General features: G+C 43.8%; 20 protein-coding genes and 1 pseudogene. 11 read left to right on the top strand and 10 right to left on the bottom strand.

Annotated features, from left to right (window positions below; genetic code table 11):
- Positions 1-26: 26 nt before the first annotated feature.
- Both NST99_RS24185 and NST99_RS24180 read right to left on the bottom strand, forming a co-directional pair.
- Positions 27-1,142 carry a C45 family peptidase gene (locus tag NST99_RS24185; RefSeq protein WP_341094975.1) on the bottom strand — a complete coding sequence of 372 codons (1,116 nt, stop codon included), beginning with the start codon at positions 1,140-1,142 and terminating at the stop codon, positions 27-29.
- A 97-nt stretch (positions 1,143-1,239) separates the two neighbouring features.
- The gene (locus NST99_RS24180; RefSeq protein ID WP_341094973.1) at positions 1,240-1,446 is read right to left on the bottom strand and encodes a hypothetical protein; all 207 of its coding nucleotides are present in this window, start codon (positions 1,444-1,446) and stop codon (positions 1,240-1,242) included.
- A 203-nt stretch (positions 1,447-1,649) separates the two neighbouring features.
- Here NST99_RS24180 and NST99_RS24175 point away from each other — a divergent pair, with 203 nt between their 5' ends.
- The 6 genes and pseudogenes from NST99_RS24175 to NST99_RS24150 all read left to right on the top strand — a co-directional run bounded on the left by NST99_RS24175 (position 1,650) and on the right by NST99_RS24150 (position 5,352).
- Positions 1,650-1,940 carry a MazG-like family protein gene (locus NST99_RS24175; protein WP_038595156.1) on the top strand — a complete coding sequence of 97 codons (291 nt, stop codon included), beginning with the start codon at positions 1,650-1,652 and terminating at the stop codon, positions 1,938-1,940.
- 288 nt (positions 1,941-2,228) lie between these two features.
- Positions 2,229-2,555 (top strand): ArsR/SmtB family transcription factor, encoded by a 327-nt coding sequence (locus NST99_RS24170; protein ID WP_341094971.1) that lies wholly within the window; start codon positions 2,229-2,231, stop codon positions 2,553-2,555.
- A gap of 32 nt (positions 2,556-2,587) precedes the next feature.
- Positions 2,588-3,877, top strand: coding sequence for an arsenic transporter (locus NST99_RS24165; protein ID WP_341094969.1), 1,290 nt, complete (start codon positions 2,588-2,590; stop codon positions 3,875-3,877).
- A 98-nt stretch (positions 3,878-3,975) separates the two neighbouring features.
- A pseudogene (locus NST99_RS24160) lies at positions 3,976-4,203 on the top strand (hypothetical protein); the annotation flags it as partial.
- Entirely contained in the window at positions 4,200-4,691 is a 492-nt protein-coding gene (locus NST99_RS24155) for a hypothetical protein (protein ID WP_341094967.1), read from the top strand. The pseudogene NST99_RS24160 and the gene NST99_RS24155, both read left to right, overlap by 4 nt.
- A gap of 28 nt (positions 4,692-4,719) precedes the next feature.
- Positions 4,720-5,352, top strand: coding sequence for a suppressor of fused domain protein (locus tag NST99_RS24150; RefSeq protein WP_341094966.1), 633 nt, complete (start codon positions 4,720-4,722; stop codon positions 5,350-5,352).
- Between the two features lie 81 nt (positions 5,353-5,433).
- Here NST99_RS24150 and NST99_RS24145 read toward each other — a convergent pair whose 3' ends face one another.
- The 5 genes from NST99_RS24145 to NST99_RS24125 form a co-directional block, all read right to left on the bottom strand.
- Complete coding sequence (locus tag NST99_RS24145; RefSeq protein ID WP_341094964.1) at positions 5,434-5,820, bottom strand: immunity 22 family protein; 387 nt, start codon at positions 5,818-5,820, stop codon at positions 5,434-5,436.
- 91 nt (positions 5,821-5,911) lie between these two features.
- Complete coding sequence (locus NST99_RS24140) at positions 5,912-6,514, bottom strand: pentapeptide repeat-containing protein (protein WP_341094962.1); 603 nt, start codon at positions 6,512-6,514, stop codon at positions 5,912-5,914.
- A 60-nt stretch (positions 6,515-6,574) separates the two neighbouring features.
- Positions 6,575-6,703 carry a hypothetical protein gene (locus NST99_RS24135; RefSeq protein WP_341097740.1) on the bottom strand — a complete coding sequence of 43 codons (129 nt, stop codon included), beginning with the start codon at positions 6,701-6,703 and terminating at the stop codon, positions 6,575-6,577.
- Positions 6,700-6,990, bottom strand: coding sequence for an SMI1/KNR4 family protein (locus tag NST99_RS24130; protein ID WP_341097739.1), 291 nt, complete (start codon positions 6,988-6,990; stop codon positions 6,700-6,702). Before NST99_RS24130 ends, NST99_RS24135 begins: the two co-directional genes overlap by 4 nt.
- A gap of 703 nt (positions 6,991-7,693) precedes the next feature.
- Entirely contained in the window at positions 7,694-8,107 is a 414-nt protein-coding gene (locus NST99_RS24125; protein ID WP_341094960.1) for a hypothetical protein, read from the bottom strand.
- Between the two features lie 345 nt (positions 8,108-8,452).
- On the opposite strand from NST99_RS24125, the gene NST99_RS24120 reads away from it, so the two are divergent.
- Positions 8,453-8,764 (top strand): hypothetical protein, encoded by a 312-nt coding sequence (locus tag NST99_RS24120; RefSeq protein ID WP_341094959.1) that lies wholly within the window; start codon positions 8,453-8,455, stop codon positions 8,762-8,764.
- 298 nt (positions 8,765-9,062) lie between these two features.
- Entirely contained in the window at positions 9,063-9,494 is a 432-nt protein-coding gene (locus NST99_RS24115) for a hypothetical protein (protein WP_341094957.1), read from the top strand.
- Positions 9,495-9,926: 432 nt separating this feature from the next.
- Here the strand turns inward: NST99_RS24115 and NST99_RS24110 are convergent, their stop codons facing one another.
- A complete protein-coding gene (locus NST99_RS24110; RefSeq protein ID WP_341094953.1) occupies positions 9,927-10,763 on the bottom strand; it encodes an AraC family transcriptional regulator in 837 nt (278 codons plus the stop codon).
- Between the two features lie 162 nt (positions 10,764-10,925).
- Between NST99_RS24110 and NST99_RS24105 the strand changes: the two genes are divergently transcribed.
- The 3 genes from NST99_RS24105 to fabZ all read left to right on the top strand — a co-directional run bounded on the left by NST99_RS24105 (position 10,926) and on the right by fabZ (position 14,608).
- A complete protein-coding gene (locus NST99_RS24105) occupies positions 10,926-12,761 on the top strand; it encodes a heparinase II/III family protein (protein WP_341094952.1) in 1,836 nt (611 codons plus the stop codon).
- A 15-nt stretch (positions 12,762-12,776) separates the two neighbouring features.
- Positions 12,777-13,919 carry a glycoside hydrolase family 88 protein gene (locus NST99_RS24100; protein WP_341094951.1) on the top strand — a complete coding sequence of 381 codons (1,143 nt, stop codon included), beginning with the start codon at positions 12,777-12,779 and terminating at the stop codon, positions 13,917-13,919.
- Between the two features lie 260 nt (positions 13,920-14,179).
- Positions 14,180-14,608, top strand: coding sequence for a 3-hydroxyacyl-ACP dehydratase FabZ (fabZ, locus tag NST99_RS24095; protein WP_341094949.1), 429 nt, complete (start codon positions 14,180-14,182; stop codon positions 14,606-14,608).
- A 184-nt stretch (positions 14,609-14,792) separates the two neighbouring features.
- Here fabZ and NST99_RS24090 read toward each other — a convergent pair whose 3' ends face one another.
- Positions 14,793-16,403, bottom strand: coding sequence for a response regulator transcription factor (locus tag NST99_RS24090; RefSeq protein WP_341094948.1), 1,611 nt, complete (start codon positions 16,401-16,403; stop codon positions 14,793-14,795).
- Positions 16,400-18,151, bottom strand: coding sequence for a sensor histidine kinase (locus NST99_RS24085; protein ID WP_341094947.1), 1,752 nt, complete (start codon positions 18,149-18,151; stop codon positions 16,400-16,402). Before NST99_RS24085 ends, NST99_RS24090 begins: the two co-directional genes overlap by 4 nt.
- Positions 18,152-18,354 lie beyond the last annotated feature (203 nt).

The raw sequence follows: 18,354 nt of genomic DNA, 5'->3' as shown, positions 1-18,354 counted from the left end.
GTCCATAGCAGCCTCTCTTTCTCATATTATAAAATATTATAAAAGCTTTTTGGTGTCTGTTCGTAAGGAAGCTGTACGGAAAATTCCATATCCTTCTGTAAAGCGAAAGTAAACAACTGCCAATCATTCTGCTGTGGGGAACCAAAGGTCATTTCCACCTGTCCTGCTGTTACATCAAAAATCATAGAACGCAGTGTGCCGAAAAAGTCTCCGTAGTAGTGGCAGCATAACCCATTTGGATAGGGCGAAGATAGCAATTGTTTTATATCTGTTTTCGTGAATTTTTCCCTTGCGTGGCTAAAGTCGACAATAAGGTCGTTTCTAATCATGGAATTTTCTAGGATCACTTTCTCAAAGGACTTTAGCTCAGTGAGTACTGCGTGATTGGTAGCACTTAAAAAAGTTTCCTCTGTTTGGCCATCCAGCAACTTATTCGCTTTGTGTCCATCAATGCATTCAAACAAGGCGATTTCACCACTTTTATCGGCAAGCATCAAATTCATATTATACCCGATGGGAACCTCCATGCAATAATTAATTGCTTCCTTAACGTTTTGGCAATTTTCCAAAATTCCGCGAATGACAGCCCAGAACTGCAGTCCGCTTACTTCCGCCTTCTTTCCGCCCTCAAAATTACCTACAGGCATTCCGCAGGAGGCTTGGGCAACGGCAAGGCCACATTCATTCATCCCATCACCGCGGCCAAACAGGTTAATCATAGAGCCGAGATGCTTGTATTTACCAGCTGGTTGAGTATAGGCAAAGCAAAGCTCCTCCATCACATCGGAGAACTCATAATTTCTCGCAAGGATAGTATGTCCGTCCTGAGTTTTGGCAGGCATTGCCGCAAATAAGCTGCATCCGCGTTCTAAATAGGTCATAGCATAAAACAATGCTTGGCCGCGTTCAATACCAACGGTATCTGCGAATCCTTGTATTTCTTCATTAATACCGCTGCAATATTGATCCAGTAGTTCAGTGATTTCCTGTAATTTCTTTTGAGGGTACACTTTTGGAGGGAGCAACATAGCTTTGAGCATTTCCGGTTTGGACAACGCCCATTTACCAAGCAATACGCCAATTTGATAACTGTCTCCTTCAAAGGTTTTATAATACGCTGTGGTTTTTTTCAAAATAGTCACCTTACCTTTCCTGTTTTACTTTACAAGAAAGGAAATAATTGATTTTGATATTTTCTGCTGTTTTAGGTTTTTTGCATGATATTGTTTCAGCTTGCTCTTAGCGGTACAGGAACTTCCGTAAAGTGTTCAGCCGCTTGATTCCTTCCGTACCAGCCCATCCTCCGGCACTTGCCAAGAGTACATTGTGGAAAAGCTTCAACGCTATAGAATAGGTTACAGTCCCGAGGATAATTTCGATGACAAAGAAGCGCAGGATATCGCCGGAGGTTATGATATAGACTTTGAATTCTTGGTTATGGGTCATGGATTGATCACCGTCTCTTCAGGGTTTATGTAACTAAATATGCTTATTTTAGGTTGTCTAATGCCAAAAATCACCTATCAGCCGCTAGCATTGTCATGTCCTTGTTGCTTGTTGCAAACTTTTGTTCTGCGGGATAAATGGTATATATTATATTTGAGGAATAATTGAAGGTTATTATTTGAACAAAGGTGAGGAGCAGGGGAATGAACACAGCGGAGTTCCAACAGTATGTGAGAGAATTCAGTGAAGTGAAAGGTTTTGACAGGAGTACCATTGAGCAGCGGATGTTGTACTTGATGACTGAGGTTGGTGAGTTGTCGCAAGAGGTACTGTCCGTATCCTTTCATCCCGATGCCGAGAAGAAAGAGAATCTTGGTTATGAGATGTATGATGTGGTGTGGAACATCTTTGATTTAGCTAACAAACTGGACATTAATCTGGAGGACGCCTTCAATCGGAAGAAGGAAATCAATGACAACAGAAACTGGGAATAAAGACTCAATTCGTAGGCGGTTGCCGAATTGATGAACGGGAGAGTATGGCTTAAGGATTCGTGTGGACAGGGAAGCTGCTTTGTATTCGAACTTCCATGTGCCGTCGCGTAATAACCTGTATATCAACTTAAATTGCAAATAGATGATCTTACTCCTCAGCAGCGCTTGTGCAGCCTCAAGCGCTACGGAGGAGTATTTGTGATGTCCTGTCCGGACCGGGGTTGCTTAATTCTAAATAGCGTTTTAGAATATAAGTAATGACTTATATATTAGAAAGGAGAAACCTGCATGGATGTTCTAAATGAACTAGTGGATGATCTGAAGCTGCTGGGTGACAAAACACGTCTCTCTATGCTTTCGTTATTGAAAGACCGGGAGTGGTGTGTCTGTGAATTCGTTGAACTCTTTGATATTTCACAGCCGGCGATCAGTCAGCACTTACGCAAACTGAAAAGCAAAGGACTGGTCAAGGAACAGAAAAGAGGGCAATGGGTTCATTATTCCCTGAATATCAAAGACAAGCCGCATATTCAGGCTATTCTTGAGTATACTCCGGATTCCAAAGAAATTCTGGCAGGACTCAACAAGGTATCTGGTGCTGTCTGCTGTGACTAAATAGAGATCATACATAAACGGGAGGGTCAGACTTGGTAATACTTGCAATTCTTATATTTTTGCTTACATTGGTTTTTGTTATTTGGCAGCCCAGGAACCTGTCGATCGGCTGGTCGGCTTGCGGCGGTGCGATTCTCGCTTTGCTGGCAGGTGTAGTCAGCTTTAACGATGTTCTCGATGTCACTTTAATCGTGTGGAATGCTACACTGGCGTTTGTTGCGATTATTCTGATTTCCTTAATCCTTGATAAGGTTGGGATCTTTGAATGGGCCGCCCTGCATATGGCGAGAGCTGCACGGGGAAACGGAACCCGGATGTTCATCTATGTCACTCTTCTGGGTGCGGTGGTCGCCGCGTTTTTTGCCAATGACGGAGCGGCGCTTATTCTGACGCCTATTGTCCTGGCCATGGTCCGTGCGCTGAATTTTGATGAGAAAAAGGTCTTTCCCTTCATCATCGCCAGCGGCTTTATTGCGGATACGACCTCATTGCCGCTGGTGGTAAGCAATCTGGTCAATATCGTATCGGCAGACTACTTCGGAATCAGCTTCATGGACTATGCAGGGCATATGCTGATACCTACACTGTTTTCTTTGGCAGCAAGTACCCTGGTGCTGTACCTCTTCTTCCGTAAAAGCATCCCGCGTAACTTCGACAGCTCAGAGCTTAAACATCCGCAAGAGGCGATCAAAGACCCAAAAATGTTCAAACTGTCCTGGCTTGTGCTTGCGATTCTGCTCGTTGGATACTTCGTCAGTGAATTCCTGAACATTCCGGTTTCTGTGGTGGCCGGGATTATTGCGATCTTTTTCCTGCTCATGGCCAGAAGAAGCTCTGCTATTTCAACGATGGAAGTAGTTAAGGGCGCACCGTGGGCGATCGTGTTCTTTTCTGTCGGGATGTATGTAGTTGTGTATGGATTGCGGAATGCCGGGTTAATGGATATACTAGCGGATTTGATTCAGGTTGTTGCGGATCAGGGGGTATTCGCTGCCACAATGGGGATGGGCTTTATAGCGGCGGTCATTTCATCGGTGATGAATAACCTGCCTACGGTCATGATTGACGCACTGGCTATCGACGCCACTCATACCTCCGGAATCATTAAGGAAGCTTTGATATATGCCAATGTCATCGGTTCAGATCTAGGGCCGAAGATTACACCGATCGGATCACTGGCCACGCTGCTGTGGCTGCATGTGCTCTCGGCCAAAGGTGTGAGAATCTCCTGGGGCACGTATTTTAAGACCGGAATTATATTGACGATTCCTACATTGTTTATTACTTTAGTGGGCCTCTATTTAAGATTGACTCTATTTTAAACCTAATCTATATTGCATTGCGCCTATCGAGCGACCCATGGCCTCCATTCAAATCGAACAGTGCAATCGAGAATGTAAGAAAAAAATTAAACTCAAAATATTTTAGCACTCAATACAACGAATTATTGGGTTTCTATTTGGCGAATAATGATGCATCCAGTTCTATATTCATATTATTTTTACAAGATGAAATTTATATGGAAAAGGATTGCAGTAAATACGAGGCTAGCAGGGTCCTTGAAAAAAGGTTTTCGACTGAGGGTTTTATAACATACGAAAAAAAATGTGAGACAAACTGGGGAAAAGAGAAAGAGGCGAAGTTGTGAAATCAATAAAAGATTTTTATGATGAAAGAGTTGCAAAAGTTCGCTGGTTCGAGAATTGTGGTAAAGAGATAAGGGAGCCTTATTTTGAAGGTAATATCATAATTGTTGATAGTTGGACAAAAGCTCAGAAAGGGATAAACGGGAAATGGGACAATCTGAAACTAGAAATAAGAAATAATCTAACGGGTACCTTACATGAACGTTGGAGAAATGAATATAGAGAATGGAATACGATTACTTTAGAAGCGAAAGCTGTACTCCAAAAAGGTGTACTTAACGAACTCAAATCTTATGTTTCTGCTAATAACATCAATTATAGTGTATATGAGAGTGTGGAATGGGATCTTCTTTGCGTGTTGATGGAATATGCCTACAGCGATCTCGTTGCTCCTGGTTTTTATTTCAAAATGTTTGATGTATATGAAACAGGTCATCTTCCATGTGGCTGGAAAGGAAAGTGGCCAGAAGGAAATGTTTTAATTTTTTAATATTAGGTTCAAACCTCCGGAGGTACATATGGTTAAAAAGGATGACTTTGCATCGGGTGAGCTAATAAATCATTTACGTGAGAATATTGGAGAACCTAGTTTTGTAAACATGGAAGGTTTCATGCAAAGCATAAATATTGATTTAATAGTATTTGAGGCAAACACCAATAGAAACTATCACACCATAGTTACTTCTGGAATGAGCAACTATTCTTCCAATGTTGAGGTAGGATATGAAGAGTGGCAATACACAGAATTAATAATGTATTTACCCTCAGATTGGCCTGTACGAAAAACTGACATTCAAGATTTTGAATGGTATTGGCCTTTCGGCTGGTTACGGAAACTTGGGAAGTTCATATTTGATCATCAAAATTGGTTTTGTTACGGTGACAGCATTCCAAATGGTGATCCTCCACAGTTATTAAGCAACAAAAACCCATATGTCGGATTTATGCTGTTACCACCTATAAACGAGAACCCTGATTTTTTCACACTAAAAACGCCCGATAAAGAAATTCAGTTTCTAGTTGCTTTTCCTATTTTTTTGGAGGAAATGAACTTTCTGAGGAATAATAATTTTACTCTGTTGTTGGAGAAGTTTGATGATTTCCATATTAATGACATTATTAATTTGCAGAGGGCCAATGTTTGTGAATAAGCTGATTGAACTACGTCGGGGGTGAGCGGCATCATGCGGAACGGGGGGAGGATGAATTCATTCGTCACCGGGTAGCCCCCACTATTGATACTCTACCGCACCCAAGAATCTGAGATAATTCGATTGAATGGTAACTTCAAGAAGTTCCTCAGTATACTTAAAATTATATAGTAAAACTACTGCATTAAAATTATCCGTCAAACCTTCCTGCACTAAGGCAGTAAATCTCAAAACAATCTCATCATCATAAGAGAATCCTTCAAGTAATTGATTCAGATTATTACTAGCTTCTTCATAATATTCTGCTTCTCTTACAGCATCATCATATCTACGAATCCCAAAGTGTTTAGCAAAGATCGATGGAATAAAATCTCCTTCATCCGTATAAGACACAGTAAGCAGCCTATCCAATTCCTCGGAAGATTGAACATTGCCTACCCACAAAGATACGGCTCCTTCTTTTTCCATGTTAGCCTCCTCTAAGGTTTTAATCCATCAGGCAGATCAGTAGACGAATCAATAATTTCTAACGTACAAGTTCATTGACAGCGGCACTTACTTATTCACTTATTTCGCATTTTTCTAGCACCCATTCCTTTGCTTGTTCTGATTTCAACAATATAGGTTTCTCCAATGTACCAATATTAATGCTTCTAAAATAAGCTTCTTCTAAACCTATAATATTTTTCAGTGTCACTCCGGTTAATAATGTTTCTTCAAATGTGGCTACACTTATATCTACATTTTCTAGTCTGGCATTACTAAAATCAGTTAAGTAGAAAAATACATTAATCAAATTACAATTCTCTAAATATGCATTTCTAAATATTGCTTCCCAGCAATCACCTTTACTAAATCTGCTGTTTTTAATGACGCAATTAGAGAAATCTGTATATCCAAGATCTGATTTATAAAAATCGCATTTATCCAAATACGCATTTTTAAAAGTTGATGAGCATAACAGCGATGCATGAAAATCGATATTTTCCAATTTTAGACCATCAAAAATGCACTCAGTTAAATATGCTTGATCAACAAATTTATCGGTTAAGTCAAAATCTCTTAAATCCACTTCATCTAATTTTAACACTTCGCCTTCTTTACCTATGGACTCAACCCACTTTTTATGTAGTACAAACTGATTTATAATGTTTTCTTCCATTTTGCCACTCCTTAAGGATACCAGTTCTATTTCTCGGTATTTGTAGGTTTTCGGGCTAAATCAGTCATATAAATTTTCTAAAAAAACCTTGAAATTCTCAGAAATAAAATACATGTTGCCCATATCTTCAGTGTCTTCGTCATGAGTCCAAAAATAAATATTTCCGAAACACTTCTCAGTAAGACCTATGCAGATTTGATTTCCACCAGAATCATCTGCAATTGGTAAAAAGCATTAAGTATATCGTCAAAAATATCTATTTTTTTGTCTAAATTATCATACATTCCTCCAATGCCATAGAAAATATTTACCATACCCTTACCTTGCCCCTCAGAAATGATGAAGTAGTATGGTTTAGGATAGCCCCCATTGTATCTCAATAAAAAATCTCGATAATGGTTAGGAAGTTGCACTCCAATGATTCGCTCAAAAACTTGAAGTCTAGCTTCTGTTAAAACTTCTTGATTGCTTTGCATTTCCAAACCAATCTCCTCCTGTTCCGTTTACAATGGACCGTCCGCCCATGTGCTCATGTATGTTTTTTCAACTAACACCAGTCTTTTTGCTCGTCTCTTAAGCCTAGCCCAAGTACTCTCCCTGATTACTACATGGGTTAAATGTGTTTCGGGGAAGAGGGGACATGGGCGTCAGGATCATATGTTTTGGGATCAGGCAGGTTCAGCTTACGAGAGGGACAAGGGCCATTTCGATTTCCATGCAGTTCTCAGATAGGGGGAGAAGTTGCTAGTGTAATTATGCTTGCAAGTAAAATGGAAGATTTCTTATACTGATATTATTTGAGTTAAGTCTGCTTGGGCTAAGCGATAAAACACCATAGTACGGGCGGCTATCTCGCATTATGGCTTTGTTGGTTAGAACCAATCCCTAATATAGGTTATCAAAAAAATCGTTGAAACTGTTTTTTAAAAAAATCATGTTTTCCATTTCTTCATCTGACTCCATATCATGCATCCAAAAATATATTTTCCAAAGTAGTTCTCACTAATTCCAATACAAATCTCATTTCCTCCTGGATCACTAGCGATTGATATAAAACCTTCAGGCAGCTCACCATCTAAAACAGGTATACAGTTTTATTTCGCCAACCGCATTTGTTCTAATCCCCTAGGACGTGGCTATCTCAAGGCCTACTACGTAATTAACATCTAATCCACAAAATCACAAATGGATTTTCGAAAGGAAATCTTGGAGCATTTTCTTTACTGGTAAGCTAGCAGTGTGTAATGAGTCATTTATTCGTTGGAGTATACTTGGGTTATCTAATATCATTTTCTTAATTTCTTGATTTGTAAAACTTCTTAGTGTGTCAATACATATTTCGAATAATTCCTCATCATTCTTACTGAGTAATGATAATAAAATGTTGAATTCATTTACATTGCATTCATTATCCAAACAATACGCTAATTTTCTCTGCCACTCTATAGGTTTATTTTGTACTTGATTAGATAATTCAACCCAATCACTTGAATTAAACTCCGAAAGCATCTCGCTTGCAATGACACAGCCAACATCGTACCACGAATCTACTGATGTATCAGCGGATAAAAGGTTATCTAGTTCTTTGTACATATTAGAGGCCTCCATTTATATTTGAATTAAAAACCTGATAGGTGAGACGCTTTATCTTGCCTGTTGGCTAACCACTTGTTACATCGTTACCAACTTTAAATATATCAATTTCCACAGCATTCGTCGTGGCCCTTTTCGGTGTAATGAGGATATTTATTTACATAAAGCTCCATAGATTGGGGTATTTGTACTTCGGATGATCATTCTATTAATGTTTGAGACTTAAACGTTAGAACTTCTGAACTTCTTGACAGTTAGTTCTTTGTGGGTTAGTATGAGGATAAGAAGCTTCTGAATGCTAGAAGGAAAGCAAAATATACGAAGGTAGGAGAGGTGCTGTTCATTATGAAATACGATGGAAGTCAGGCTGGCACAACAGCGGTGTCCAAGATTCAGATGTATCTCACAGGAAAGCCGTTTAACCGGAATGAGGCTACACAGATAATAGAAGGCCTCAAAAGCTACAATAAGAACCGCAAGTATGGGGAAGAACTTTCAGGATCTTGTGAGGAAATTTTCAGCTATTTTAAATTCAAAACAAAAAACAGATTTACAGACGAGTTAGCATATGACAACTTCTTCAAGAAAAATGGGATTACCGATTATGCAACACTTGAGATTCAAGCAGAAGACTACTACGAACGCTACAAGCTTTAAGAATTATAATCACTTTATCCCCGGCCTACGTGTGAAAACCTTGAGAAATCAAGGTTTATTTTTTAAAAGATAAGAATTTATATGTTTCACGCTATAAATTATCCTTCTATTTCTCGCTGAAACGGATACCGTCCTTTTGAGGACGGCAAAGCCGTTTCCACTTGTAGAGAACGTAGTTTAGTCTTTTTTATTAAAACTTCTAAAGTTCAGAAGTTTTTGATTGTATGCATACTTTTTTACTTGTATACTTAAAGCGAATATAGGACTGTGCAATTTATAAAAGTAGGAGTTGATCAGAATGAGTGGAGAACAATTTAGCTCAAACGCTGAGGAAATCAGATATTATATTAAACAATTGCTTCAAGATGGTGCGATACATGGCATTGAAGAAATGCGAAGTTATGTTGAACGGCATTCTTCCAATAGTGCGAATTTTACTACTGGCATGTATACAGGGGCAATACGCGATCTTGTGCGTAATAGCGGGGGGCATTATGCCAATCCGGTTCGGGGCGGCTATCAATTGGTTCAAGAGCCGATCGTGAAGTCGGCAGGCTCTGAGCTGCGTCAAAATGTGCTTTCCGTGATCGATAATACATGTGAATCTCTAACAGAAGCATGCACGATTAATATAATTGGACTTTCGCAGGCGGAATTAGCTGTCGCGAATAAGGTGGCTGATCTAATAGCCTATTTGAAATCAGCCGCTGATGAAATTCGACAGGAATAATAAGTCTTTACAAGCCTACAGTCGAACTACAATAGAAAAGCGGCAGTCCTTCGGACCCTGCCCGTCTTACAGGCAAAGGCCGAATGGGCCACCGCTATAGGATTACTTCAGTAATGGGGATAGAAAGTCACATTTTAAGGCCGAATGCACGGATATGAGGATGCCGTTCTTGTGCGGGGTAACGGCTAGTGGTCGCATTGTACAATTTAGAACCGCTTACATAAAAACCTTTGACTGAGGTGCCTGCCGCTGCTGCCTGCTTCTGAGGGAGTGAGAGGGGAGAGGATGAGGACGCAAGCCAGAGTCATTAGTCTAATGCTGCGGAACGAAAATAATTTTCCGCATTTCAATCATAGTTCCTCCTCAAAAGGTTTATATGGGAATGTTAATAGATTTGTATTTTAACAGACTTCAGCTAGACAGGCCGATTTCTCAGGTGCTTCTGCTATATTTTCCGGGAGAAACTCCGGCGATATTCTTAAAGGTGCGAATGAAATTGGCATAATCGTTAAAACCGGCCAGGTAGCAGGTCTCGGATACTGATTTCCCTCCAGCCAGCAGCTGCTTGGCCAAAGCTATTTTTTTTAGCAGTACATAGCGGTAAAGGGTGCCGCCGGTTTGTTGTTTGAACAGGTGGCTTAAATAGTATTTATCAACGGCCAGCTCACTGGAAACCTGCTCCAGCGAAAGGCTGGTGTGCAGATGGTTGTCGATATAATGGATTGCCGATTCAATCAAGGCGGAAATAATGCTGGGAACCGGGGAATGTGACTTGTTGTAGAGACCATTGATGAATACCAGCAACTGCACAAGATAGGTCAGGGCGAGCACATCGCTGCCATACTGCGGGTGGTTTAACGCATCAATCAGCCGGGAAGCCAGCCGCATATATTCATTCAATTGGGGTTCGTCCATCTGGGAAATGTTCTGCTTGCCCGGTTGATGGTTCTGGAAGCAGGCCAGGAGATTCGTCTCCGCGGTACAGAAGGGGTACACCAGCTCTGCTTTGAAATGGATGGTTACCCGCTCATAGGGTCCCGGTGACAAATTGATGATTTTATGGATTTCTTGATTATTGAATACCAGCACAGAGCCTCTTTGCAGCGGATAGCAATACTGGTCCACGAAGCCGTTCACTGTTCCGTTCAGAAAGAGGAAAATTTCATAATGGTCATGAATGTGAAAATCTTTTGTAGGCGATAAGGGTGAATTTCCGATTCCCGCCAACAAGGGCGCGGCAATTTTCTCATAATATTGGGAATGTTTCATAATGTTAACGGCCTCCATATACAGCAATATTCGCAAGAAATCAAACATTAATCGCAAAGAACTTGCATTACTATAAAGGTAAACTAGGAGGGGAAATAACTCAATACGACAGAAGTATTCGATTGGGTGATATGAGGGATGGACTGATCAGGAGGGTTAATAATGCTCGAAACCAAGGAAATAAGACAAATGCTGCTGCGTACGGAATCGTCCAAGCTGTATCTGGCTGATTATCCGGAGATGCTGAGGCAAAAGGTGCTCGGCTCGCCGGCATTGCAGCCCATGCTGGCAGAGATCCGGGCGGAGGGGGAAGCGCTGCTGGCGACAGCGATTCCAGAGCTATCCTATACTTTATTTCGAATTTATTTCGAAAGAGGCACCCGGATGGAGTATGAGACGGCCTATTTCAACAGGAGAAACCGGCTGAGAACCTTTGGGCTGCTGGCATGGCTGGAGCCGGATAACCTTGTGCTCCGTGATGCGCTGTGCGATACCTTATGGGCAGTCTGCGATGAGTATACCTGGTGCGTTCCGGCACATCTTGGCAGTGAGGCGGAGAGTGATCCCGTGCTTCCCGAAGGTTCGGTTGCAGCGGGCAAAGAAGTTCCGGCAGCCGCTATAGACCTATTCTCGGCTGAAACCGCTTTTGCACTCGCGGAATTACTGCATCTGCACGGGGATAATCTGCCGCAGTTAGTACGTAAACGGGTCATCTCTGAGGTGCTTCAGCGTGTGCTGATTCCGTTCACCGAGCGCAGCTACTTTTGGGAAGAATCCAAGCATAATTGGGCGGCCGTCTGCGCAGGTTCTGTCGGAGCCGCAGCCTTGTATATGCTGGACAATGCCGAGGATACGGCGGTCGTGCTGGCCCGTGTACTTCCCGCGATGGACAGCTTTCTGTCAGGCTACCCTGAGGACGGCGCGTGCACGGAGGGGTATGGTTATTGGCAATACGGATTCGGATTTTATGTTTATTTTGCGGATCTGCTAAAGACCCGGACCGGTGGAGCACTCGATTTGCTGGCAGAACCTAAAATCCGGCAAATTGCCATGTTTCAGCAAAAAGCATTTCTAGATGGGTGCCATACCGTGAGCTTCTCCGATACCCGGACAGTAGCAGGCGTGTTTATGGGCTTGTCCCATTATCTGCACGCCCGGTTTGAAGAGGTTGATATACCCTCGCGCAGTTATGAGGCCGCTTACATGGAGGATCATTGCTACCGCTGGGCTTCGTCGTTGCGCAATCTGATCTGGCAGCATGGGGAAACGGAGGGACAGCCCTGGAGACCGGCTTCCTACTACCTGCCGGAAGCGCAGTGGCTAATTTCCCGGCATGAATCGCAGGGACGGCGGTTTGTATTTGCCGCCAAGGGCGGGCACAACGATGAGCCGCATAATCATAACGATGTCGGCAATTTCATCCTTTTTGCCGAGGGGACGACATTGTTAGCAGATATGGGGTCTGGACAATATACCAGCGGATATTTCGGCCCGGAACGCTACAATATTCTGTGTAATGCAAGTTTCGGCCACTCTGTTCCTATCATCAACGGAATGGCTCAGTCACCGGGCGCGTTGCACCGGGCAGCCGATGTTCAGCTGGAGAGCGGGGAGCAGACGGAAACCTTCTCGCTTGACCTGGCCCAGGTCTATGCGGATAACAGTTTGCTGCAGCTGAAACGCCGGTTCACATGGACCAAAACAAGTCAGCCTGTACTTATGCTGGAGGACAGCTATCAGTTTGCCTCTCTGCCGGAATCTGTTACGGAAAGATTTATTACCCCGCTGAAGCCGCGGATTGAAGAAGACGCAGTCATCCTCTCTTCGGATCAAGCTGCGTTAAGGATTGTCTTTGACAATAAGCTGCTGGCCCCGGAAATCCAGGAATTGCAGCATAAAGCTCATCGTGGACGCCTGCTAACCTTTTATGCCCTTGATTTTGCGGTCATCCGCACGGAGCAGAACATGAAGCTGTCACTGCGCTTTGAGTTGGAATAGGGAGAGGATCAGAAGATGGAATATCATTTGACAACCGATGACCGGCAATGGCTGGAGGAAATATGGGGAAATATCCGAAAGAAAATGGCTGTGGGATGTGAAAGAATCGGCACAGACATTCCATTCGAAGCCGAGAACGGCAAATATACAGATATGGGCAAGCAGAACATTTACTGGTGGACCAACGGCTTCTGGCCGGGAATGTTATGGCAAATGTATCATGCCACCGGAGAAGAGCTTTACCGGACCACTGCGGAAGGCGTGGAGGCCCGGCTGGACGAGGCGCTGGAAGGCTTCGAGGGATTGCATCATGATGTAGGTTTCATGTGGCTTCATTCCGCCGTGGCGAACTACCGGATCACCGGGAATGAAAAGTCGAAAATCCGCGGATTGCACGCCGCGTCGCTGCTGGCTGGCCGTTACAATCCGCTGGGACAATTTATCCGTGCCTGGAATTCTCATTCCGGGAATGAGTGTACAGGCTGGATTATTATTGACTGCATGATGAATATTCCGCTGCTCTATTGGGCCTCCAAGGAAGTTAATGATCCCAGATTTAAAGCGGTTGCCGTCCATCATGCGGACACTGTGCTGAAGACAACAATCCGTGGCGACGGTTCTTCGAATCATATTGTCATGTTGGACCCCGAGAACGGGGAGTTTATTGATAATCCCGGAGGACAGGGCTTTGACAGCGGTTCTTCGTGGAGCAGAGGCCAGGCATGGGCGGTCTACGGGATGGCTCTCAGCTATAAACACACTGGAAAAACGGAATATCTCGATGCAGCAAAGCAGGTAGCCCATTATTTTATCGCAAATGTTGCAGAGACCGGCTACATCCCGCTCGTGGATTTCCGCGCTCCGGCGGAACCGGTATGTTACGACACTACTGCCGGGGTATGTGCGGCTTGCGGTCTGCTTGAGATTGCCGGGCATGTCAGTGAATATGAGAAACCGCTGTATATCCGCTCCGCTATCAAGATCCTGCAGGCGACCGAGCGTAAATACTGCAATTGGAATCCTGAGGAGGATTCGATTGTCAGCGGTGGTACGGGAGCATATCACAGTGAAATCAAAGAAATTCCGATTATTTACGGAGACTATTTCTTCATTGAAGCTGTGTTGAGATTGCTGGATAAAGATATTTTCATCTGGTAGAACTGGGCTTCAGCCTATAACTTTTATAAAAATGGGAAACAGTGAGAGTTTAACTCGCTGCTTCCTCTTTTTTATTTCAACAAACGGGATTCACGGAGTATTCATCAGTACGGCTCTAAGCTTGATCTTTGATCCGCTGTTATTATGGTTCTGAATTGGCATGTTGCGGGAGCTGCACTGGCGATGATATTGGCTAATGCGGGATCGGTCATTTATTATGTGGTAAAATGGTAATGATTTGAACCGGAAGGAGTCGTTCTATGTTAAATATAAATAAAATCAAGGAGCTAATCCCGCACCGATATCCATTTCTGTTGGTCGATAGAGTCATCGAGCTTGAAGAGGGGAAACGAGCGGTAGCGATTAAAAATGTGACGGTTAATGAGCCGTTCTTCGCGGGACATTTTCCCGAGTACCCGGTTATGCCGGGGGTGCTCATCGTTGAGGCCTTGGCACAGACCAGTGGCATTGCCATGTCCAGTTCTGAGGAAGACAGCAATAGAATTGGACTGTTGACGGGCATCGACAAATGCCGTTTCAAACGTCAAGTAAAGCCGGGAGACCAATTACGGCTCGAATTCGAAGTTACCCGGGTGAAGGGACAGATTGTCAAAGGCAACGGAACCGCCACCGTTGACGGAGAACTGGTCTGTCAGGCGGAGATCATGTTTGCCTTTAGCAGCAAATAATTGTGAGTGACAAGTGGAAACGGCTTCGCCGTCCTCAAAAGGACGGTATCCGTTTCAGCGAGAAATAGAAGGATAAATTATAGCGTGAAGCATATAAATTCTTATCTTTTAAAAAAGGGGGCGCTCCAAGCAGCCATTTCATGGCTTTTGGAGACATCCCCTCTTCGCCTTTTATGCTTTGTAATTATGTAGTGCTGGCCTGCTGTTCCTTTTTATACTCGTTGGGTGAGAGGCCGACCTCTTGTTTGAACAGCTTGGAGAAATAGGAGTAGTTGTTATAGCCTGTTTTATTGGCAATGGTATAGACGGACATATGGGTCGTTTCCAGCAGATGCTTGGCGGCTGCGATCCGGACTTGAATGACATAGCTGCCGAGGGAGACACCAGTCTCTCTCTTGAACAGCCGGGCCAGATAATCCGGATTGAGATAGACGATTTCCGCCAAGTCATTGCGCGTCAGATCATCCCCGTAATGCTTATGGATATGCTCCTTGATCTCTTCGGCAATGGAAGTGGGCTGTGCGGCAAAGTCACGGTATTCCATAGCGGTATTGACTAAATACTTCAGATATTCCTCCATATCCTCAATGGAGCTCAGCGAATACATCAGCAGCTGATCATTGGTTTTGCCGGTATACAATTTATGCGCCTGTATCCCCTTCAGCTTCAGAAAGGAATACACAAGCTGCACAATATCCAGCCGGAACAAGCCCAGGACAGAGGTGTCGATAGCTTTGTTGCTCAGCATATGGTTCAGATGCGAGACGGTTTCCCCAAGAAAATCGGCAAGCTTGTTCTGATTGAGCAGCTCCTCCAGATGTGCCAGATCCGGCGGAAAGTAGACAGGTTTATTTTGCCGGCAGTGCTCTTCCACGGAGAAGGTCTGATTGCGGCATTTGGTCAGTTCTTCATCCATATTCAGCAGTTGTTTGAGAATTGTCCCGGCCTTATTCAGTGTGCCAGGCAGGCCGATATTGCAGCAGACATCGCATTTTAAGTAGGGATTGGCTTTTTGGATAAAAGAGGCACTGAACGCCCTAAGCACCCCGGCGTCCTCCGGCGTCTCGTTCCATTTTAATATGGCGATCCAGTTATAGTCTTTAACTTCCAGGATGCTTTCTATGGAGAAGCCCGGATGGTTCAGCAGTTCGTACAGCACATTCAGCAGCGCAAAATCAAACAGGCCTTTCTCTTCTTTGCCCATGCTTCCATTATGGGGAAATACGTTGAACAATATGGGCTGCAGCAGATCTTTCATTTGATAGGACAGGTTCTGCTCTTCGATTGCATGGGCAATGTCCCCCGGCTTAAGCGGGAAGGAGGTACTGCTGCTGACCAGCTTGCGCCAGAAATGCTCAAGATTTTTCGCTTGATTCTTTTGCCAGAAGTAACCGCCCCGAATCGCCTGCTCGTTACTTTGCTGCTCCGCTGCCCGCACGACAGCTTTTTGAATGATTAGCATCAGCTTGTCAAATTCGATCGGCTTGAGAAAATACTCAAAGCTTTGCAATTCGATGGCCTTCTGCGCATAATTGAAATCAGCATAATTGGTAAGCAGGATGGCTTGAATACTGTAATTCTGTTCACGAATCCACGCCAGAAGCTCCAGTCCGCTCCCTTGCGGCATTTCGATGTCCGATATCAGAATTTGCACCGCATGCTTCTCCAGAATTTCACGCGCTTGCGCCACGTTATTGGCCGTATACACGGTTTCAATATTCAGCATCTTCCAATCTATCTTTTTCTGCAAGGCGGCAATTACGTAATAGTCATCATCCACAAGTAATATGTTCATAAGCTTCGCTCCATTCCTGATGATAGATCTTGCTGATCCGGCAGGGTCAAGGTGATAACAGCGCCGCCTTCCGGCAAATTGGAGAAGCTGACGGCCGCTTTTTTAGCATAAAGGTATTCCAGGCGCTTAAGGGTGTTCATGATACCGATATGTGTGCCTTTCGTCTGATCCAGCGGCAATCCGGAATGAAGTTTCTCCAGAACCTCCGGCGGAAAGCCCGGACCGGTGTCAGAGATTTGAATAATGGTCAGCTCAGTGTCTTCCTCGTCCGCGCAACGTCCGACGGTAAGCTTAATCTGCACTTCCGAATCTCTGGAAATCGCATATTTAATGGAGTTCTCAATGAAGGTTTGCAGCACGAGCGGAGGAAGCATCACGCTGCCAGCCTGTTCAGCCAGTTCAATATGATAGATGAAGGCATCCCGGTAACGCTGACGCTGAATTTCCAGGTACATCCGCACATGCTCAAGTTCATTCTCCAGCGGAACAAAATCCTCGCCGTTCTGAAACAAATAGCGGAAATACTTGGAGGTCGACATCGCCATATCCTCAATCTCCTGATACATTTGGATCTGCGCCATGCTGTAAATGCTGGTCAGGCAGTTAAGGAAAAAATGCGGTTTAATCTGCTGCTTCATATAGTCCAGCTGGATTTGCTGTTTCTCCAGTTCCTGCTCGTACATGGCAATTTTAAATGTTTTGATCTGCTCCACCAGGTCTTTGAACTGGTCATTTGCCTGCTCCAGCTCAATAAGCTTGCTGCTCCTCAAATCTGCCGGCTGCCCGTCTTCATTAATGCGTGCCAGGTTCTCGGAGAAGCTTTGGATCGGGCCAAGTACCCTTCGCTTGAAAAAGAGCATAACGACACATATCGTTGAGGTGACTATGAAGAACAGCAGCATAATGAGCAGCTGGGCGATCATGATTTTCTCAAATGCTCCGAATTTAATGACCATCTCGGCGCTGAACGTTGCACTCGTGAACTCACTGCTGATCGTGGTACGGGGCTGAAGCCGATTGAAAACGCCATTATTGTTCTGAAGCACTTTGCCGCTGTTGGAGACCGGGCTGGTAAGGCTGATGCCGCGCTCATCTACCAGGGATGCATAACCGTTGGCTCCCAGATTGATCTGGCGCAGCGGACGGATCAGATGATCCGCCGAGATGAGACCGATGAGATAGCGGTTATAATAAGGGACAATGTTGATCACATAATATTTGCCGTTTACGAGGACAGGCGTCCATTTGGAATAAAACTTCTCATACAACTCTTTATCATCTATAAAGGAAATGATCTGTTTCTTGAGCTCCCGGTAGTCGGTATAGGTCACACTGATCGGAGCGCAATTCAGAAAGTAGGACTGATTCTTTAAATAGTAGAAGAAGTTATACTCCTGTCCGTAGTTTTTCTGCAGCTCGGTGAACCTTTTATGCAGGTTTTCATTTGCTTTTAAGAACTCGATGCTGTTGATCCGGTAAGCGTTCATCGTATTGAGGGTTTCATCATTGGCCAGTGTCCAGCCCATATAGTGATTAATGTAGTCAAAATCATGATTGATCCGGTTGATATAGAGGTCAGCAGTATCCTGCAAATACCTTGTGGACTGCTGTTTGACGATAAAAATGGAAGCGATGCTGATTGCCAAATCCAGAACAAGCACGGAGAATGAAATCAGAAGCATAACTTTCACATAATGACGAACAGGGTACAGTCTGGTTGCTGCTTTACCTGAAGTTGTATTGGCCATAGTTCCCAAATCCAGTATCCTTTCCTGCGCAGCCATTTCTATGAATGCGTTTTTATGAGTAACAAAATCATTATAAAACCTTTAGTTGAAAAAAACATAAGAACATGCTGCCGTTTCGGCGCAAAGTCCGGAAAGCGCAAATAAAAGTCTGGAAACTGTTATTAAAAAGGGGCGCAGATGAGTTTGCAGCTTCAATATTTTGT

The organism is Paenibacillus sp. FSL L8-0470 (genome assembly GCF_038008625.1).
Classification (GTDB): Bacteria; Bacillota; Bacilli; order Paenibacillales; family Paenibacillaceae; genus Paenibacillus_AQ.
This window is presented reverse-complemented; position numbering and strand designations above follow the sequence as displayed.